Source organism: Noviherbaspirillum sp. FW303-A3, assembly GCF_058788695.1.
The window spans coordinates 2344426-2361211 of sequence record NZ_JBYTAZ010000001.1 but is presented as its reverse complement, the minus strand read 5'-3'; the positions used below and the strand labels follow the sequence as shown (position 1 = coordinate 2361211).

The window sequence follows — 16786 nt, the reverse complement described above, 5'->3', positions numbered from 1 at the left end:
ATGAAGAGCCACCGCAAGGAACTCTGGTTCAGGACGCGTACGCGCCGCGCCTTCATCAACATCACCCCGCAGGTCGAGGAGGCGTTGCACGCCAGCGGCGTCCGCGAAGGGATGGTGCTGGTCAACGCAATGCACATCTCGGCCTCCGTCTTCATCAACGACGACGAACCGGGGCTGCATCAGGACTTCGATGCCTGGCTGGAGAGGCTCGTGCCGCATGAGCCGATCCGGCAGTACCGGCACAATGACACCGGAGAAGACAATGCCGACGCCCACATCAAGCGACAGATGATGGGGCGCGAAGTGGTCGTGGCGGTCACCGAGGGCCGCCTCGATTTCGGTCCATGGGAACAAATCTTCTACGGTGAGTTCGATGGCATGCGCGACAAGCGCGTGCTGGTAAAGATCATTGGAGAGTGACCGCCATTCCCGCGGCCCAGCGTTGCGCCCCGCCAACTGCTCGCAGGAAAGCGCCGGCTCTGTCCGCCGCGCAAGGTTTCCTGCTTTCTTCCTCCGGCATCGAAGCGATGCCGACGTATGCGATGGAGAATGGAATGCCTTCGTGGATACGCGAAATTCTTGAACGAAGCGAAGCCTTCATGCCCCACGGGCATTGCTACCTGTGGATTCCAAGCTTGCTGTGGCTGCATGTGCTGTCCGACATATTGATCGGGATCGCCTACCTGAGCATTTCGCTGTTGCTGTATATCCTGGTCAGGACGATACGGTTGCCGTTCAGCCCGGTGTTCATTGCGTTCGGCCTGTTCATCGGATTGTGCGGCATGACGCACTTCATGGGCGTCTGGACGGTATGGAATCCGGATTATCTGGCGGATGGGCTGGTGAAGGCGGCGACGGCTGCCGCATCCGTCGCGACCGCCATCGGCCTCGTCTTCGTGCGTCCGCAGGTGGAAGAGGTAGTCCATACCGCGCGCCTGTCGGAAGAGCGGCGCGTGCGTCTCGAAAGCGCGCATGCCGAGCTGGAAGCACTGTACAGGAAAGTGAAGGAGCTCGACGAACTCAAGACGCGCTTCTTCGCGAACGTGTCGCATGAACTGCGTACGCCGCTGGCGCTCATCCTCGGCCCCGCCGAACGCATGCTGGAGGATGCCAACCTGACGCCGGCGCAGCGGCGCGAGCTGGAAAGCATCAGCGGCAACGGCAAGGTCCTGCTCAAGCAGGTGAACGACCTGCTGGATGTGGCGAGGCTGGAAGCGGGGCGGATGGAAATCCGCTATGCGCGTTTCGACATGGCCGGGCAGTGCCGGCACATCATGTCGCAGTTCGACGTCGCCGCCGGGCAGCGGAACATCCGGCAGCGGGTCGACGCGCCTGCCGAACTGCCGGTGGAGGCAGACCCCGAGATGATCGAGCGCGTGGTCGTCAACCTGCTTGCGAATGCGTTCAAGTTCACATCGAAGAATGGCGAGATCCGGCTCGAACTGCGGCCGGGAACGAGTACGTTTACGGTGGCGGTCGAAGACAGCGGCCCCGGCGTGCGCGCGGACCAGCGCGAGACGATATTCGAACGTTTCCGCCAGGCCGATGACAGCGCAACACGCAGGACTGGCAGGACTGGCGGGTCCGGCCTCGGGCTGGCGATCGTCAAGGATGTCGTGGAACTTCACCGCGGCCGCGTCAGGGTCGAAAGCGCGCTTGGCGGCGGCGCACGCTTTGTCGCGGAGCTTCCTTTATTCGCAGGCGCCGGCATCCACGTCGATGAGATGCCGCAGGCGCCCGCGACGGGCGCGCAGACCGTGCTCGATATTGCCCTGCTCGAACGGTCTCCTGTGTCCGCCGCAGCAGAAAATGTCCTGGCAGCCATCCCCGGACTGCCGACGGTGCTGGTGGTCGAGGACAACCGGGAAATGAGCGGATTCATCGCGCGCTGTCTTTCCGGCGCATGCAATGTCGTCACCGCGCATGATGGACAGGAGGGCCTGCAGCGCGCACTGGCGTTGCGGCCCGATCTGGTTGTCACCGACATCATGATGCCGAGAATGAGCGGCGACCAGCTTGTGCACACCATGCGCACCTATTCCGAGCTGGACCACACGCCGGTACTCCTGCTGACCGCGAAAGCGGATGACGACCTGCGGGTCAATCTCCTGCGCAACGGCGCGCAGGACTACCTGACCAAACCCTTCCTGCCGCAGGAGCTGCTCGCCAGGGCTGGCAACCTGCTCGCGATGAAACGGGCAGGCGACACCCTGCGCACCGAGCTGTCCAGCATGTCGGACAATGTCGAGGAACTGGCGAATGCGCTGGCGGTCAAGCACAGGCAGTTGCATACGGCGCTGGACACCACTGAAGTGGCGCGCGAGCAGGCTGAACGAGCGAGCCAGGTAAAAAGCCATTTCCTGGCTGCCATTTCCCATGAGATGCGCACGCCGCTGTCATCCATCTACATGAATGTCCAGCTGCTCGATCTCCACCGAGAGGGACAGCCGCCGGAAGCCGTCGCCGCGCGCATCGCGCGGCTGACCCGCGCCACGAAACAGCTGTCCACCCTGATTGAGGGATTGCTGGAATATACGCGTGTCGAAAGCGGCAGGATTTCCGCCCGGATGGAAAGTGTGGATGCCGCCGCGCTGACGAGCGAGGTGGCGGAAGCAATGGCGGACACCGTACCGGAAGGCGTGCAACTCGTCCTCGAGCCGCCGCCTTCCGGGCTGCAGCCGCTGGTGAGCGACATGCGCCTGCTGCGGGTGGTGCTCGGCAACCTTGTCGCCAACGCACTGAAGTTTACGAAGGAAGGCGAGGTGACGATTCGCGTGGGCGCCAGTGCCGGCTTCCATGTATTCGAAGTCCATGACACAGGCATCGGCATTCCGGAGGCAGACCTGCCACGCATCTTCCTGCCGTTCGAGCAGGTCGAGCCGGTGCAGCGCAAAAGCATACCGGGCGTCGGGCTTGGGCTGGCCCTGGTCAAGCAGATCGTGGAGACCCTCGGCGGCACCGTTGACGTGCACTCGGCATCCGGCGCGGGCAGCACCTTCCGCGTGCGCATGCCCAGCGGCGGGCAGCAGGCTTCCTGACCGGACGAACAGACATGGCATGTGACCGGATACTGATCATCGAGGACGAACCCGACCTGCGGGAAACCCTGCGCGACCTGCTCGAACTGGAAGGTTTCGAGGTGGCCTCTGCTGCCAACGGCAGCGAGGGGCTGCTGGCGCTGGAGAAAACAGGCAAGCCCTGCCTCATCCTGCTGGACCTCATGATGCCGGTGATGGACGGCTGGCAATTCCTGGAAGCGCTGCGCAACCGGCGCGGACCGGCCGACATCGCTGTCGTGGTCGTGTCCGCCATCGCGGACGTGAGCGACGTCAGGGAGCGGTATGGCTGCGAAGTTCTGAAAAAGCCAGTGAAGATCGAGCAGCTTCTTGCGTTTGCTCACGCGCACTGCGAAGGGCGGAAATGAGCGTTAACGACAGAAGTAGTCCATCACGATGCGATCGTGACTGCTGCCCGGCGCGACGACGGTAAAGGCATCGATACAGTTGGAGCTGGCGTCGCGCACCCCATAGAGGACGATTTCTCCCCGGTCGGATCGCAGGCCCGGATGTGCCATGACGCCCCTCGGCGGGCCGAATTTTTCCAGCAGGAATTGATAAGGCTGGCCGCGCCATGCGGCCTGCATGACGTGCTCGCGGTGCTTGCGGGGATTGGTCTTCTGCATCGGACCATCCTCGCGTACGCCGGCTTCCGGCGGCGCGGCACATCCGGACAGGATGAATGTGCCCGCCAGCGCCATGGCGGCCAGCAGATGATGCCGCGGCGAATGTCGCATAGCCATCTTCCTCCACGTCTGCATCCAAGAGGGAAAACAGGACTGCTGTGCTGCATATCCATTCTGCTGTCATGGGTTTGTTGTGTTTTGTGCAAGCGCAACCAGGAGGCCGGAGCAAGTCAAATGCGCATGTCTATGGCGCATGCCGTGGATCAACGCGATAATTGGGAAACACATCCGCGCCCATGAGAACGCCCAGCACCGCTCCCACTGCAACCTTCGGCCTTGAACCGGCCGGTTACCGCAAGTTGCTTGAACAGTTTGCGCATGCCACCCGCATATTTGTGTATAGCGGCGCAGGGATGTCTGCCGACTCCGGACTGCCTACTTACCGGGGCGCCGGGGAGCATCTCTGGACGGGGGACCTGCTCGAGCGCGTGGCGACACCGACCGGCTATGCGCGCGATCCCGCTTTTGCCGTCGAGTGGTACGTCGAACAGGCGCACCGGTTGCTGGCGGCAAGGCCGCATGAAGGGCACGCGGCACTGCGTGCCCTCGAGCGGCACTGGGACGTCACGCATGTGACGCAGAACGTGGACGTGCTGCTGGAGGAAGCAGGCTGCGCCGAAGTGGTCCACCTGCACGGCCGCTTCGACGAGCTCAAATGCCTGCAGTGCCGCTGGACCGGCCTTGCGACCGGCGCGGATGCATTGCGCGAGCCTTGCCCGAATTGCGGAGGCCAGTTGCGCCCGTCCATCGTCTGGATGGGGGAAATGCCGGACAAAGCCGCCGTCGAGCGGGCCGAGTACGGGGCCCGCTCGGCTGGCCTGGTGCTAGTGGTCGGCACGCCGGCGGAAATGTATCCCGGCGCGGCCGTGGTCGAAACCGCGCATCGCGCCGGCGTCCCGATCTGCGTCATCAATCCCGAATGGTGCGAGAACCTGCACTACGCGCAATGGCAATTGTTCGGCGGCGCCCGCACGGTGCTGCCCGTTCTCGCCAGGGACGCCATCGCCCGCATGCAGGCGGAAGGCAGGCCGGTGCCATGGTTCCTGCGCTGGCTGCCCTCATGGGCCAAGTAGGTCGGATCGCGGGAAACGCCAGCGCGGCACGTAGCGCGGGCAATCCAGCTTCCTGAAGGATTCGAAGTCCATCGTGGTGAAGTTTTCCTTCCAGGCGGGGCCGTAGCGCAGGTCCGTCGCTGCGGTCGCTCCCACCGACGGCGTACGGGAAAAACGCAGCCAGGTTTCGAAGTGGCAATTGCCGTCCTTCAGCGCCCGCAGCGTGTACAGGTCGGCGACCTCTCCCGAGTAGAAGGCAATCGACGTTGTCGCCTCCGGCGGAAGCACATCGCCCCACCGGCTGGCGGGACAACGGTCGAGCGGCAGCACGCCGGGCGACAGGCTCAGCACGCCGCGCCGCAACGCATACTTGCCCGCCTGCGGATCGCTCTCGACGGACACGAAGGTCCAGCAAAGGGGATTGGTGGGGAAGGGCGTCAGCGCGACGTCGAGAACACGGTTCGCGCGATCCCTGTGCTGCAGTGTTTCGGCCACGAGGCGTCCGGCGTTCCAGGACGCCATTCCTTGCGTGGCGATAAAGGCTGCGCCGAGTGCGAATGCCGTTGCCAGGCCCCGCCTGCCGGCCGTGCCGGCACGATGCTGAAGGACTCCGGTGATGATGGCAACGACGGCCAGCCCCGCGAGCGAGCTCCAATGGAGGAAGCCCTTCCCCGCGAAGTATGCCGGTGCAGCAGCCAGCGCCACAAGGAACAGGATGCGCAATGCTGGAGGCGCCATCATCGCCAGCGGTACGCCAAACACGATCCAGAAGAACGGCTCGAGGATGAACACCATGTCGCCGTAAAACCAGCGCGAGTCGAACGGGTGGAACGGATGGAGGCCGTACGAATTGAGGAAGTCCATCGACAGGTGCAGCGCGAGCCCGATCGACAGGGCCGCGAAGAAGCCCTTGCGCGCAACGGCACTGGCTTCCATCAGGCGGCGGGCATTGGGCCACAGGAGGAGGACCAGGCCCCACAACAGCAGTGCCTGCGGAATCGCATACAGCAGCGTGTGCGTATGGCCCCGGTGGTGCATCAGGTAGCCGAGCGGCGCCGGCAGCACCGGCGTCAGCACGAGATCAATGTCGGGAAAGTTGCTTGCTGCCCAGGCAGTGAACAGCAACAGGCGGCGGCGCAGGCGCTGCATGCCCGGATCGTCCTCCTGCGGCAGGCTGCGGTGCAGCAGTTCGCCGACTGCCAGGCCGGCGACCGAATGACTCAGGTTATCCATCGGACAATCTTACACGGCTCCCGTGCTCCGCCTCCGGGAACAGCGCAATCGCACTAGCCGTCGAGCTGCGCAAGTGCTTGCCGGATCGCGCCGGCATCTGCAGGACGCACGAGGCGCGCGACTTCGACGCCATCCTTCAGGAAGACCAGCGTCGGCCACAGCTTGATACGGTACGAGCGGCCGAGCCGCTGTCCGGGACCATCCTCGATCTTGATATGCCGGACCGCGTCATGTCCCTCGAATGCCTGTTCGATCAGCGGCTGCGCGCCGATGCAGAAGCCGCACCAGGGTGCGCCGAATTCGACGACGGTCGGGCCGGCAAGCGCATCGACCTCGCTGCGTGCCGGTTCCTGCTCGGCGTAACTGGTGTTGAGTCCCATGCTAATCACCAAAGCAGATGCCGATGTCGCGCGCCGTCTGCAGCGTATCGCTGTCGAGCGGCACGCCCTTCATGCGGCCGGCGACCTCTTCCAGCGCGACGTATTCCACGTTCGGGAAAGCCAGCGACACCATCACGCCCGACATGTCCTGTTCCAGCGCGCGCACGGCTGCCGCGCCGAAGCGCAGCGCCGCTAGCCGGTCGAAGGAGGTCGGGCTGCCGCCGCGCAGCAGGTGGCCGAGCACCACCACGCGCGCATCCTTGCCGGTGCGCTCCTGCAAGGCCTTGGCAACGCGCTCGCCGATGCCGCCCAGGCGCTCGGCATGTCCGGTGCCGGCTGCTTCGGCGACTTCCCGTCCGCCTTCCAGCGGCGCCGCGCCTTCGGCGACGACGACTATCGAGTACATGCGGCCGAGCCCGTCGCGCCAGCGGACCTTCTCCGCGACCTTCTCGATGTCGAACGGAATTTCCGGGATCAGGATACTGTGCGCGCCGCCGGAGATGCCGGCATGCAAGGCAATCCATCCCGCATAACGCCCCATCACCTCCACCACCATCACGCGCTGGTGACTCTCCGCCGTGCTGTGCAGGCGGTCCAGGCAATCGGTGGCAAACGCCACGGCCGTATCGAAGCCGAAGGTGGTGAAGGTCTTGTCGAGATCGTTGTCGATGGTCTTGGGCACGCCGACCACGGTCAGGCCCTTCTTGTGCAGCGCATGCGCGATCGTCAGCGATCCGTCGCCGCCGATGGCCACCAGCGCATCGAGTTTTTCCTTTGCGAAGTAGGCCAGGACCTCGTCCGACCGGTCCGTATCCTTCGTCGTGCCGTCCGGCATCTTCACCGGATAGTGCAGGGGATTGCCCTTGTTGGTCGTGCCGAGGATGGTGCCGCCCAGGTGCGCGATGCCGCGCACGCCGTCCCGCGTCAGGCGGAACACGCCGCCGTCGGCATAGCGATCCGGATTGAGGATGCCGTTGAAGCCGTCGCGGATGCCATAGCATTCCCAGCCGCGGTTGATGGCGGCGAGCACCGTTGCACGGATGACAGCATTGAGGCCGGGCGCATCGCCCCCGCCGGTATTGATGGCGATTCGTTTGACCACAGTTTCTCCTGGATATGTCAATTTAGTATCACCCCCGGGCATCACCAAGTCAATCCGGCCCGGGCGCATTGCCGTTGTGTCAGTAGATCGTGTCAAGCCGCTATCGTTTCGTGGCGCAATTGCCTCGCAGTTGTATCAAGATGCTTCAGTCGTTTTCTAATGGGAAACGATTGGCGTATGCTGGTTCCGGCAGCAAACATTCCGATAAGGGCAAACCCGTCGAAAGGCGGGGACGCAAAGCTTCTGGTCTAAGGGCACACGTCTATGACAGCAGGGCTGCCGAGTGGATACCGTTCCGCTCGCATCCTGCCGCCCTCCAGCTCTCTTCACTCCCGCAACATCTCTCCGTTGCTTGAGATCGTCGCGAATGCATGCCAGGCCATGCGGCACATCTGCGTGCCGCGAGCGGAGGAACCATGTGCAGCAACGATGCATCCGTGCGGTGGAACGCTACCGATTCCACAGCAGCGCGTGCGGCAGTGACAGCAAGGGCGGTGAACATGTTGATCGCCCTCTTTTTCGCGGCATTGCTTGCCGCATGTGCAGGACCCTTTCCCCTCGCACCGGTCTCGGTGGAAGAAAGCGAACAGCAGGCCGTTGCGGCCCAGGCCGCGCAAGAGTCGGCGCGCAAGAAACGCGTGCGGGCGCAGGACGTGCTCGCCGAGTGGGGGACGTTCGGTATCGAACCGCGATCCTTCCGCAAGGCGGCGCGCGGCGCATCGCCGCGGCCGCTGCTGCCCATGCCGGATTACAGCGAATCGATCCAGGATATCGTCGACAATGCCACCTGCCATTCCTGCGATGCCAAGCCTTACCATCACATGGTCGTCAATGCATCGCTGCGGCACGGCGTGCCGTCCAGCCTGATCCATGCGGTCATCCAGAAGGAGTCCGGGTACAACCCGAAGGCACGCTCGAAGAGGAATGCGCGCGGGCTGATGCAGGTCACCCCGGGAACGGCGAAGTTCGTCGGTATCGTCAACGCGCATTCGCTGTACGATCCGCAGACGAATATCCACGCCGGCACCGCCTACCTGAAGTACCTGATGCGTACCCATGCGACGTTCGACGAGGTGCTTGCCGCCTACAACTCCGGCCCCGGCAACGTGCGCAAATACAATGGCGTGCCGCCTTTCAACGAGACGCGGCGCTATGTGCGGGACGTGAGGAAGTTCTACGCGGCGACATCCGGCGACGAACCCTGAGGCAGCGCATCGGCAAGGTCAGGTTGCAATGCGAGTGCCTGGCGATATGCCGCTTCGGCCTCCGTCTGGCGTCCTGTTTCCTTCAAGAGGTTGCCGAGATTGACGTGGGCGCTTGCGGAGACTGGATTGAACTTGATCGCCCGCCTGAAGCAATCTTCCGCCTCATCCGGCCGACCCGCGCGCTTGAGCGCCAGTCCGAGGTTTTCGTGCGATTCCGCGTCGTCGGGCAGATGCTTCGCCGCCATGCGGAAGGCATGCACCGCGTCCTTGCCCTGCATCAGTTGCGCCAGTCCCATCCCCTTCCATGCGATGCCGAAGCGGGGCGCATCCTTCACCAGTTCCAGCGCCGCATTTTCCATGTCGGCATAACGCCTGCTCATGAACATCGCGGCCAGCATGTTGCGGCCGGCATCGGCGTGGCCGGGATGGATCTTGAGGACCACGCGGTATAACTGCTCCGCTTCCTTCAACCGGCCGCGCAGATGATGGGTAATGGCCTGCTGAAGGGCAATGTTCGTGGATGGGGACGACAGGGACATTTCTTTATCCGTGGCAAGGTGGCTGAGCGAAACAGGGTAGCGATCCCGGATTGTCTTTGGAGGCCAACATGCGTGCGGTTGCGGTGGAACAAAATCACGCGCCATGGATCGGCGGGAACTTACCTCCCGGTGATGCGCTCGCAGCCTTTCCGGCGGTACCTCGGTCCGTCTAACGTCCTGAAAACGCGGTGCCTTTCGACGCGAAGCCATTCCCTGCGGTGGCGGCCCCGGCCGCAATCGCCGTGCATGAAAACGAAGTGGTCCGTTTTGCGCGCCACATGTTTTCGCAGTCGGCCCTTGCGGACGTCATCGAATTCCATGCCGTGCAAACGGCGGCATCGCACATCCCGTTGGTGCATCAGCAAGCCTTCTGCGCCGAGGACTTCATCGTCGCGCTGCCGGCCACGCCGCAGGAATACCTTGCGCGGCTCGGTCCGGCCACCCGCAAGAACCTGAAGCGCCACCGCAACCGGCTGGAGCGCGATTTCCCCACATTCCGGCATGCCGTTCTTGAAGGCGGTGAAGCCGGCGAATGCCTCATCCGTCAGATCATCGAACTGAGCCGGCTGCGGATCGCGGCCAAAGGCATGGCCTTCGCCATCGATGAAGAAGAGACACGGCGCATCGTCGCCCTCGTCCGGCAGTCCGGCGCAGTGCTGGCCGCAACCGTCGACGGCCGGATGTGCGGCGGCACGATCATGTATCGCTTCGGAAAGAATTGCATTTCCCGGCTGAACGCCCATGCCGCCGAGTTCGATACGTATCGGCTCGGCACGCTGTGCTGCTATCTCGCGGCATGCCATGCGATCGAGACGGGAGCGGAGCGGTTCCACCTCGGCCATAGCTGGTACGACTACAAGACGGCGCTGCTCGGCGAGTTCCAGGCCTTCCATCATCTGGCGCTGTATCGCTCCCCGGGCGCGCTGGTCCGCCATGCCGGCACCGCCTTCGAGACGGCATGCAAGGGCTGCACCCTGGCCGCGAACCGCTGGGTCCTGCATCACGCCGCCCGCGACCACAGCCTTCCATGGCGCATGGCTGGAAAGCTGCTGGCAGCGTGGCGCGCGGCAAAAAGCTTGCGCGGACGCTGAATCGGATTTGCCGGCCTTGCACTACAATGTTTGCGCAATGACGGACAAGTTCCGGCAGGCATGCCGGCGCAAACTGGACAAGGGAGAATCATGAGTGGTGCAACCCTGAGAAACAACAGCGAGCAACAGCGTTACGAACTGCTCGATAAAGGTGAAATCGTCGGCATTGCCGAATACAGGCTCGACGGCGACGCTGTCGTGTTCACTCATACTGAAGTTGGCGACGGACACGAAGGAAAGGGCTATGGTTCGAAACTTGCGAAGCTCGCGCTGGACGATGCCGTCGCGGTCGGACGGAAGATCGTTGCCCGCTGCGAATTCATCGCAGGTTACCTGAGCCGTCATCCGGAGTACGGCGCATCGGTCAAGGCAGGCTAGCTTCTCTCCCCACGTCATTCGAAGCGGGATGACGGCGCCGTGCACGGCCTGTATTGTCCCGCCCGTTTTTTAGCCGGGCTACTTTTTCCTGAACCAGGACGACCTCCAGACTCCTGCCACGCGCGTCATCGCAGAATGCAACAAGAAAAAGAAACATGAACAAACGTCAAAAGCTCGTCACCGTTGGCCTGTCCATGCTGCTCGGCGCCTGCGCCACGCAGCAGCAGCCGGTCCCCCTTGCAACCGTCGCGCCGCAACAGTGGCACGCGCCGCTGCCGCACGGCGGCAACATCGCCGGACTTTCGCAGTGGTGGCAGCAGCAAGGCGATCCGGTGCTGGCGCAACTGATCGAAGCGGCGCAGGCGGCAAGTCCGACGATCGCTTCCGCGCAGGCGCGGATCGGCGAAGCGCGCGCTGTGCGTATCGCATCCGGAGCGGCGTTGCTGCCGGCACTGGATGCAGCAGCGAGCGTCGCCCGCAGCAGCGCACAGCCGCCGCAACCGATGGGGACGACCGCCCAGGCCGGCTTCCAGTCGGCATGGGAAATCGACCTGTTCGGCGCGGGAAGGGCGGCACGCGACGCCGCGCAATCGCGCCTTGAAGGCGCGTCCGCGGGCTGGCATGAGGCGCGCGTATCGGTCGCGGCGGAAGCGGCCAACCTGTATTACAGCCAGCGGTCCTGCGACGGCTTGCTTGTCATTGCGCTGTCCGACGCAGCGTCGCGCGGTGAGACCGCGCGGCTGGCGGACCTGAGCCGGCAGGCGGGCTTCACCGCCCCCGCGGTGGCCGCTCTGGCCCGTGCCAGCGCCGCCGAAGCCAACGCCCGCGCGACCCAGCAGCGCGCGCAGTGCGAGTCCGGCATCAAGGCACTGGTCGCGCTGACGGCGCTGCCCGAGCCCGAGCTGCGGCAGAAGCTGTCGGCGCCCGCCACCACTGCCGCCGAGACCGGCATCGCGATCGACAGCCTGCCGGCACAAGTGCTGTCTCAGCGGCCCGACGTCTTTGCCGCCGAACGCGAGGTCGCCGCCGCGAGCGCCGAGATCGGCGGCGCGCAGGCGCAACGCTTCCCGCGCCTGTCGCTCAGCGGTTCGGTCGGACGCGCCAGCTTCCGCACGGGCGGAACCGACGCCGAACTGTCCACCTGGTCCATCGGCCCGCTGGCCTTGTCGCTGCCGGTGTTCGATGGCGGCCGGCGCGCCGCCGGCGTCGAGGCGGCCGAGGCGCGTTACGAGGCCGCCGTCGCCGCCTACCGGGCGCGTGTGCGGCAGGCAGTGCGCGAGGTGGAAGAGGCGCTGATCAACCTGGACAGCACCGCCGCGCGCGGCGAGGATGCCCGCATCGCGGCCGAAGGCTATCGCGCATCGTTCAATGCAACGGAAGCGCGCTACAAGGGCGGGCTGGCCAGTCTTGTCGAGCTGGAAGAGGCGCGCCGCAACCGCCTCGCGTCGGAGAACGCGCTCGTCGCGCTGGAAAGGGAACGGCGCAGCGCCTGGATTGCGCTCTATCGCGCCGCCGGCGGCGGCTGGAACGCCGGACAGCAATGAACGCGCAAGATTTCGAAATATGAATGATGGAAACAATGTCATGAAGCCATTCCAACTCAAACCCGTCGCCTTCGTCCTGGTTGCATTGCTTGTCCTCGCGGGCGGTTCCGCATTCCTGTCCCACGATTCCAATGCGGCGGACGACAAGAAGGCAGCCGGCCCGAAACCGGCGCTGACCGTATCGACAGTCCGTCCGCAGACGGCCACCATGCCGATCCGGCTCGCGGCGAACGGCAACATCGCCGCCTGGCAGGAAGCGATCATCGGCAGCGAATCGAACGGCCTGCGCCTGGCGGAAGTGCATGTGAACGTCGGCGACCAGGTGCGCGCGGGACAGGTGCTGGCCACCTTCGCCAATGAATCCGTCGCCGCCGATGTCGCGCAGGCGCGCGCGGCGCTGATGGAGGCGGAAGCGAACGCCGCCGAGGCCGCCGCCAACGCGGCGCGCGCGCGCACCTTGCAGAGCACCGGCGCGCTGAGCGAGCAGCAGATCAACCAGTACCTCACCGCGGAACAGACGCAGAAGGCCAAGGTCGAAGCGGCCAGGGCGACCCTCTCCGCGCAACAGCTCCGCCTGAAGAAGGTGCAGGTGCTGGCGCCCGACAGCGGCGTCATTTCCGCGCGCGCCGCCACCGTGGGCGCGGTCGTGCCCGCCGGCACGGAACTGTTCCGCATGATCCGGCGCGGCCGTCTCGAATGGCGCGCCGAAGTGACGTCGTCGGAACTCGGCCGCGTCAAGGCAGGCATACCGGCATCCATCGTCGCCGTCAACGGCGCCGAACTGAAGGGCAAGGTGCGCATGGTCGGCCCGACCGTCGATCCGCAAAACCGCGCCGCCATCGTGTATGTCGACCTGACGGCGGCGAACGAGAACACGCCTTCCGCGAAGGCCGGCATGTTCGCGCGCGGCGAGTTCGACCTCGGCACTTCTTCCGCCTTGACGGTGCCGCAGCAGGCGGTCGTATTGCGCGACGGCTTCAACTATGTCTTCCGGGTCACGCCGGAAAATCGCGTGCAGCAGGTCAAGGTGAAGACCGGGCGCCGCATCGGCGATCGTGTCGAAATCCTGGAAGGCCTGAAGGGCGATGCGGCGGTCGTGGTCAGCGGCGCCGGCTTCCTCAACGACGGCGACCTCGTGCGCGTGGCCGACGCTTCCGCCAGCGGCGCCGATGCGAACGGCAAACCGGTTGCGAAATAAGGAGCGCACGCGATGATGAACGTATCATCCTGGTCGATCAGGAACCCGATACCGGCGGTCATGCTGTTCGTGATGCTGACCTTTGCCGGCGTGCTCTCCTTCAAGGGCATGAAAATCCAGAACTTCCCCGACATCGAATTGCCCACGGTCAGCGTGTCGGTATCGCTGCCGGGCGCAGCCCCCGCGCAGCTCGAAACCGAAGTGGCGCGCAAGATCGAAAATTCGATCGCCACCGTGCAGGGCCTCAAGCACATCTATACCAAGGTACAGGATGGCGGCGTCACGCTGACCGCCGAGTTCCGCCTCGAGAAGCCGGTGCAGGAAGCGGTGGACGACGTGCGCTCGGCCGTGGCGCGCGTGCGCGCCGACCTGCCGGGCGACGTGCGCGATCCCATCGTCAACAAGATGGATCTTGCCGCCCAGCCTGTGCTCGCCTTCACGATTTCTTCGCCGCGCATGGACGAAGAAGCCCTGTCGTGGTTCGTCGACAACGACATATCGCGCAAGCTGCTGTCGGTGCGTGGCGTGGGCGCGGTCAATCGCGTAGGCGGGGTGGCGCGCGAGGTGCGCGTCGCGCTCGATCCCGGCAAGATGCTCGCGCTGGGCGCGACGGCGGCCGACATCTCGCGCCAGCTGCGCATGATGCAGAGCGAAAGCGCCGGCGGACGCGCCGATCTGGGCGGCGGCGAACAGCCGATGCGCACGCTCGCCACGGTGAAATCCGCCGAGGAGCTGGCACGCCTGGAACTGCCCCTGTCCGACGGCCGCCGCATCCGCCTCGATGAAGTGGCCAATGTCAGCGACACCATCGCCGAGCGCCGCTCCGCCGCACTGCTCAACGGCAAACCGGTAGTCGGCTTCGAAGTGTCACGCAGCAAGGGCGAGAGCGAAGTCACGGTCGGCGCCGCGGTGCAGAAAGCACTGGTCGAGCTGAAGGCGCAGCACCCCGATCTCGACATCACCGAAGCCTTCAACTTCGTCGCGCCCGTGGAAGAGGAATACGACGGCTCGATGCAGCTGCTGCTCGAAGGCGCGCTGCTTGCAGTGGTGGTGGTCTGGCTGTTCCTGCGCGACTGGCGCGCGACCTTCGTGTCGGCGGTCGCCCTGCCGCTGTCGGTGATCCCTGCCTTCATCGGCATGTACCTGCTCGGCTTCTCGATCAATGTCGTCACGCTGCTCGCGCTGTCCCTGGTCATCGGCATCCTGGTCGATGACGCCATCGTGGAAGTGGAAAACATCGTGCGCCACCTGCGCATGGGCAAGACACCCTACCAGGCGGCGATGGAAGCGGCCGACGAAATCGGCCTGGCGGTGATCGCCACCACCTTCACGCTGATCGCCGTGTTCCTGCCGACCGCCTTCATGAGCGGCGTGGCCGGCAAGTTCTTCAAGCAGTTCGGCTGGACCGCCTCGCTCGCGGTGTTCGCGTCGCTGGTGGTGGCGCGGGTGCTGACGCCGATGATGGCGGCCTACATCCTCAAGCCCATCGTCGACGACCACGGCGATCCGCGCTGGATGAAGACCTACATGAAATGGGCCAGATGGTGCCTGAAGCACCGGCTGACGACGATGATTGCGGCCACGCTGTTCTTCATCGGCTCCATCATGCTGATCCCGCTGCTGCCGACCGGCTTCATTCCGCCGGACGACAACTCGCAGACGCAGGTGTACATCGAACTGCCGCCGGGATCGACACTGGCCAACACCATGAAGACCGCGGAACATGCGCGCGCGCTCATCTCCCGTGTCGAGCACGTCAAGAGCGTCTACACCACGATTGGCGGCGGCAGCGCCGGCGGCGACCCGTTCGCACCGCAGGGTGCGGCCGAGGCGCGCAAGGCCACGCTGACCATCCAGCTCACGCCGCGCGGCGACCGGCCGCGCAAGCAAGGCATCGAGAACAATATCCGTGCCGCGCTGGAACAATTGCCCGGCGCGCGCACCAAGGTCGGCCTCGGCGGATCGGGCGAGAAATACATCCTCGTGCTGACCGGCGAGGATGCCAATGCGCTGCGCGCGGCGGCGCTGGCTGTCGAGAAGGACCTGCGCACCATTCCCGGCCTCGGCAACGTGGCATCGACCGCCAGCCTGATCCGTCCTGAGATCGCGATCCGTCCCGACTTCGCCCGCGCCGCCGATCTCGGCGTCACGAGCAGCGCCATCGGCGAAACCCTGCGCATTGCCACCGTCGGCGACTACGACGTATCGCTGCCGAAGATGAACCTGTCGCAGCGCCAGGTGCCCATCGTGGTCAAGCTGGACGAGGCGGCGCGCGAAGACCTCGGTGTGCTGGAAAGGCTGACGGTGCCCGGCAGGCGCGGCCCGGTCATGCTCGGCCAGGTCGCCGACCTCGAAGTGACCGGCGGCCCGGCAGTGATCGACCGCTACGACCGTTCGCGCAACATCAACTTCGAGATCGAGCTGTCCGGCCTGCCGCTGGGCGACGTGACCGCAGCCGTGCACAAGCTCCCGGCGGTCCAGAATCTCCCGCCCGGCGTGAAGGTGGTCGAAGTCGGCGATGCCGAGGTGATGGGCGAACTCTTCGCCAGCTTCGGCCTGGCGATGCTGACCGGCGTGCTCTGCATCTACATCGTACTGGTGCTGCTGTTCAAGGACTTCCTGCATCCGGTGACGATTCTCGCCGCGTTGCCGCTGTCGCTCGGCGGCGCCTTCGTCGGCCTGCTGGTCGCGCAGAAAAGTTTCTCGATGCCGTCGCTGATCGGCCTGATCATGCTGATGGGCATCGCGACCAAGAACTCCATCCTTCTGGTGGAATACGCCATCGTCGCCCGCCGCGACCACGGCCTGTCGCGCTTCGACGCGCTGCTCGACGCCTGCCACAAGCGGGCGCGGCCGATCATCATGACCACGCTGGCGATGGGCGCGGGCATGCTGCCGATTGCCATCGGCCTTGGCGTGGCGGATGCCAGCTTCCGTTCGCCGATGTCGATTGCGGTGATTGGCGGGTTGATTACGTCAACGGTGCTGAGCCTGCTGGTGGTGCCGGCGGTGTTTACCTACATGGATGATTTCGAGGGGCTGGTGCGGCGGGTGAAGGACCGGCTTCGCGGGCGGACGAAGGGGAGTGCGGTTGCGCCGGAGGAAAAGGCGTGAAGGGCTGTGCCTGGAAAATGAACTAGCGTGTTGTTGCATTCTGTTTGGAACTTAAGCGGCTTTTTGCCCGAATGACTTTTTGCAGGATGTCATAGGCGCTTTTGGTCCAGATGAACGGCTTGGGGTTGGTTTTGTGATGTCCAAACACGCAACTGCTGCGTGGTCTGCTAGTAACATCAGATAGTATCGTGTCGTTTTTTGTTCTTTA

At 64.7% G+C, this 16786-nt stretch carries 15 protein-coding genes and 1 riboswitch; of the genes, 10 read left to right on the top strand and 5 right to left on the bottom strand.

All coding sequences use genetic code 11. From position 1 onward, the window contains the following. From AC3WOY_RS11530 to AC3WOY_RS11520, 3 genes are read left to right on the top strand one after another with little or no spacing between them, the layout of a single operon-like run. Positions 1 to 420, top strand: coding sequence for a secondary thiamine-phosphate synthase enzyme YjbQ (locus AC3WOY_RS11530; RefSeq protein ID WP_492423823.1), 420 nt, complete (start codon positions 1 to 3; stop codon positions 418 to 420). Continuing rightward, positions 417 to 3038 carry an ATP-binding response regulator gene (locus AC3WOY_RS11525; protein WP_492423821.1) on the top strand — a complete coding sequence of 874 codons (2622 nt, stop codon included), beginning with the start codon at positions 417 to 419 and terminating at the stop codon, positions 3036 to 3038. Before AC3WOY_RS11530 ends, AC3WOY_RS11525 begins: the two co-directional genes overlap by 4 nt. A gap of 14 nt (positions 3039 to 3052) precedes the next feature. Beyond that, positions 3053 to 3424: a response regulator transcription factor gene (locus AC3WOY_RS11520; protein WP_492423819.1), complete on the top strand. Its 372-nt coding sequence runs from the start codon at positions 3053 to 3055 to the stop codon at positions 3422 to 3424. A gap of 3 nt (positions 3425 to 3427) precedes the next feature. Here AC3WOY_RS11520 and AC3WOY_RS11515 read toward each other — a convergent pair whose 3' ends face one another. Next, positions 3428 to 3793: a hypothetical protein gene (locus AC3WOY_RS11515; protein ID WP_492423817.1), complete on the bottom strand. Its 366-nt coding sequence runs from the start codon at positions 3791 to 3793 to the stop codon at positions 3428 to 3430. 185 nt (positions 3794 to 3978) lie between these two features. Between AC3WOY_RS11515 and AC3WOY_RS11510 the strand changes: the two genes are divergently transcribed. After that, positions 3979 to 4815, top strand: a complete 837-nt coding sequence (locus AC3WOY_RS11510; RefSeq protein ID WP_492423815.1) for an SIR2 family NAD-dependent protein deacylase — start codon at positions 3979 to 3981, stop codon at positions 4813 to 4815. Here the strand turns inward: AC3WOY_RS11510 and AC3WOY_RS11505 are convergent. Genes AC3WOY_RS11505 through AC3WOY_RS11495 form a run of 3 tightly spaced genes read right to left on the bottom strand, consistent with a single transcriptional unit; the run spans position 4801 to position 7509 of the window. After that, a complete protein-coding gene (locus AC3WOY_RS11505) occupies positions 4801 to 6027 on the bottom strand; it encodes a metal-dependent hydrolase (RefSeq protein ID WP_492423813.1) in 1227 nt (408 codons plus the stop codon). The two genes, AC3WOY_RS11510 and AC3WOY_RS11505, sit on opposite strands and share 15 nt — an antisense overlap. Positions 6028 to 6080: 53 nt before the next feature. After that, on the bottom strand, positions 6081 to 6407 hold the full coding sequence (locus tag AC3WOY_RS11500; RefSeq protein ID WP_492423810.1) for a thioredoxin family protein: 327 nt from the start codon (positions 6405 to 6407) through the stop codon (positions 6081 to 6083). A gap of 1 nt (position 6408) precedes the next feature. Next, complete coding sequence (locus tag AC3WOY_RS11495; protein WP_492423808.1) at positions 6409 to 7509, bottom strand: 6-phosphofructokinase; 1101 nt, start codon at positions 7507 to 7509, stop codon at positions 6409 to 6411. A gap of 199 nt (positions 7510 to 7708) precedes the next feature. After that, a riboswitch (cyclic di-GMP riboswitch) is annotated at positions 7709 to 7793 on the top strand. A gap of 216 nt (positions 7794 to 8009) precedes the next feature. On the opposite strand from AC3WOY_RS11495, the gene AC3WOY_RS11490 reads away from it, so the two are divergent. Further along, a complete protein-coding gene (locus tag AC3WOY_RS11490; protein ID WP_492423806.1) occupies positions 8010 to 8714 on the top strand; it encodes a lytic transglycosylase domain-containing protein in 705 nt (234 codons plus the stop codon). Here AC3WOY_RS11490 and AC3WOY_RS11485 read toward each other — a convergent pair. Further along, positions 8684 to 9253: a tetratricopeptide repeat protein gene (locus AC3WOY_RS11485; RefSeq protein WP_492423804.1), complete on the bottom strand. Its 570-nt coding sequence runs from the start codon at positions 9251 to 9253 to the stop codon at positions 8684 to 8686. The genes AC3WOY_RS11490 and AC3WOY_RS11485 overlap by 31 nt on opposite strands. 188 nt (positions 9254 to 9441) lie before the next feature. On the opposite strand from AC3WOY_RS11485, the gene AC3WOY_RS11480 reads away from it, so the two are divergent. The 5 genes from AC3WOY_RS11480 to AC3WOY_RS11460 all read left to right on the top strand — a co-directional run bounded on the left by AC3WOY_RS11480 (position 9442) and on the right by AC3WOY_RS11460 (position 16578). Then, positions 9442 to 10344, top strand: a complete 903-nt coding sequence (locus AC3WOY_RS11480) for a GNAT family N-acetyltransferase (protein ID WP_492423802.1) — start codon at positions 9442 to 9444, stop codon at positions 10342 to 10344. 90 nt (positions 10345 to 10434) lie between these two features. Continuing rightward, the gene (locus AC3WOY_RS11475) at positions 10435 to 10722 is read left to right on the top strand and encodes a GNAT family N-acetyltransferase (protein WP_492423800.1); all 288 of its coding nucleotides are present in this window, start codon (positions 10435 to 10437) and stop codon (positions 10720 to 10722) included. Between the two features lie 155 nt (positions 10723 to 10877). Beyond that, positions 10878 to 12266 (top strand): efflux transporter outer membrane subunit, encoded by a 1389-nt coding sequence (locus AC3WOY_RS11470; protein WP_492423798.1) that lies wholly within the window; start codon positions 10878 to 10880, stop codon positions 12264 to 12266. Positions 12267 to 12306: 40 nt separating this feature from the next. Then, positions 12307 to 13464 carry an efflux RND transporter periplasmic adaptor subunit gene (locus AC3WOY_RS11465; protein ID WP_492423796.1) on the top strand — a complete coding sequence of 386 codons (1158 nt, stop codon included), beginning with the start codon at positions 12307 to 12309 and terminating at the stop codon, positions 13462 to 13464. A 15-nt stretch (positions 13465 to 13479) separates the two neighbouring features. Next, the gene (locus AC3WOY_RS11460; protein ID WP_492429271.1) at positions 13480 to 16578 is read left to right on the top strand and encodes an efflux RND transporter permease subunit; all 3099 of its coding nucleotides are present in this window, start codon (positions 13480 to 13482) and stop codon (positions 16576 to 16578) included. The last annotated feature ends 208 nt before the right edge of the window (positions 16579 to 16786 follow it).

Coding starts and splice junctions, on each gene's coding strand:
- AC3WOY_RS11530 (WP_492423823.1), top strand. CDS start 1: ATGAAGAGCCACCGCAAGGAACTCTGGTTCAGGACGCGTACGCGCCGC.
- AC3WOY_RS11520 (WP_492423819.1), top strand. CDS start 3,053: ATGGCATGTGACCGGATACTGATCATCGAGGACGAACCCGACCTGCGG.
- AC3WOY_RS11515 (WP_492423817.1), bottom strand. CDS start 3,793: ATGCGACATTCGCCGCGGCATCATCTGCTGGCCGCCATGGCGCTGGCG.
- AC3WOY_RS11510 (WP_492423815.1), top strand. CDS start 3,979: ATGAGAACGCCCAGCACCGCTCCCACTGCAACCTTCGGCCTTGAACCG.
- AC3WOY_RS11505 (WP_492423813.1), bottom strand. CDS start 6,027: ATGGATAACCTGAGTCATTCGGTCGCCGGCCTGGCAGTCGGCGAACTG.
- AC3WOY_RS11500 (WP_492423810.1), bottom strand. CDS start 6,407: ATGGGACTCAACACCAGTTACGCCGAGCAGGAACCGGCACGCAGCGAG.
- AC3WOY_RS11490 (WP_492423806.1), top strand. CDS start 8,010: ATGTTGATCGCCCTCTTTTTCGCGGCATTGCTTGCCGCATGTGCAGGA.
- AC3WOY_RS11485 (WP_492423804.1), bottom strand. CDS start 9,253: ATGTCCCTGTCGTCCCCATCCACGAACATTGCCCTTCAGCAGGCCATT.
- AC3WOY_RS11475 (WP_492423800.1), top strand. CDS start 10,435: ATGAGTGGTGCAACCCTGAGAAACAACAGCGAGCAACAGCGTTACGAA.
- AC3WOY_RS11470 (WP_492423798.1), top strand. CDS start 10,878: ATGAACAAACGTCAAAAGCTCGTCACCGTTGGCCTGTCCATGCTGCTC.
- AC3WOY_RS11465 (WP_492423796.1), top strand. CDS start 12,307: ATGAAGCCATTCCAACTCAAACCCGTCGCCTTCGTCCTGGTTGCATTG.
- AC3WOY_RS11460 (WP_492429271.1), top strand. CDS start 13,480: ATGAACGTATCATCCTGGTCGATCAGGAACCCGATACCGGCGGTCATG.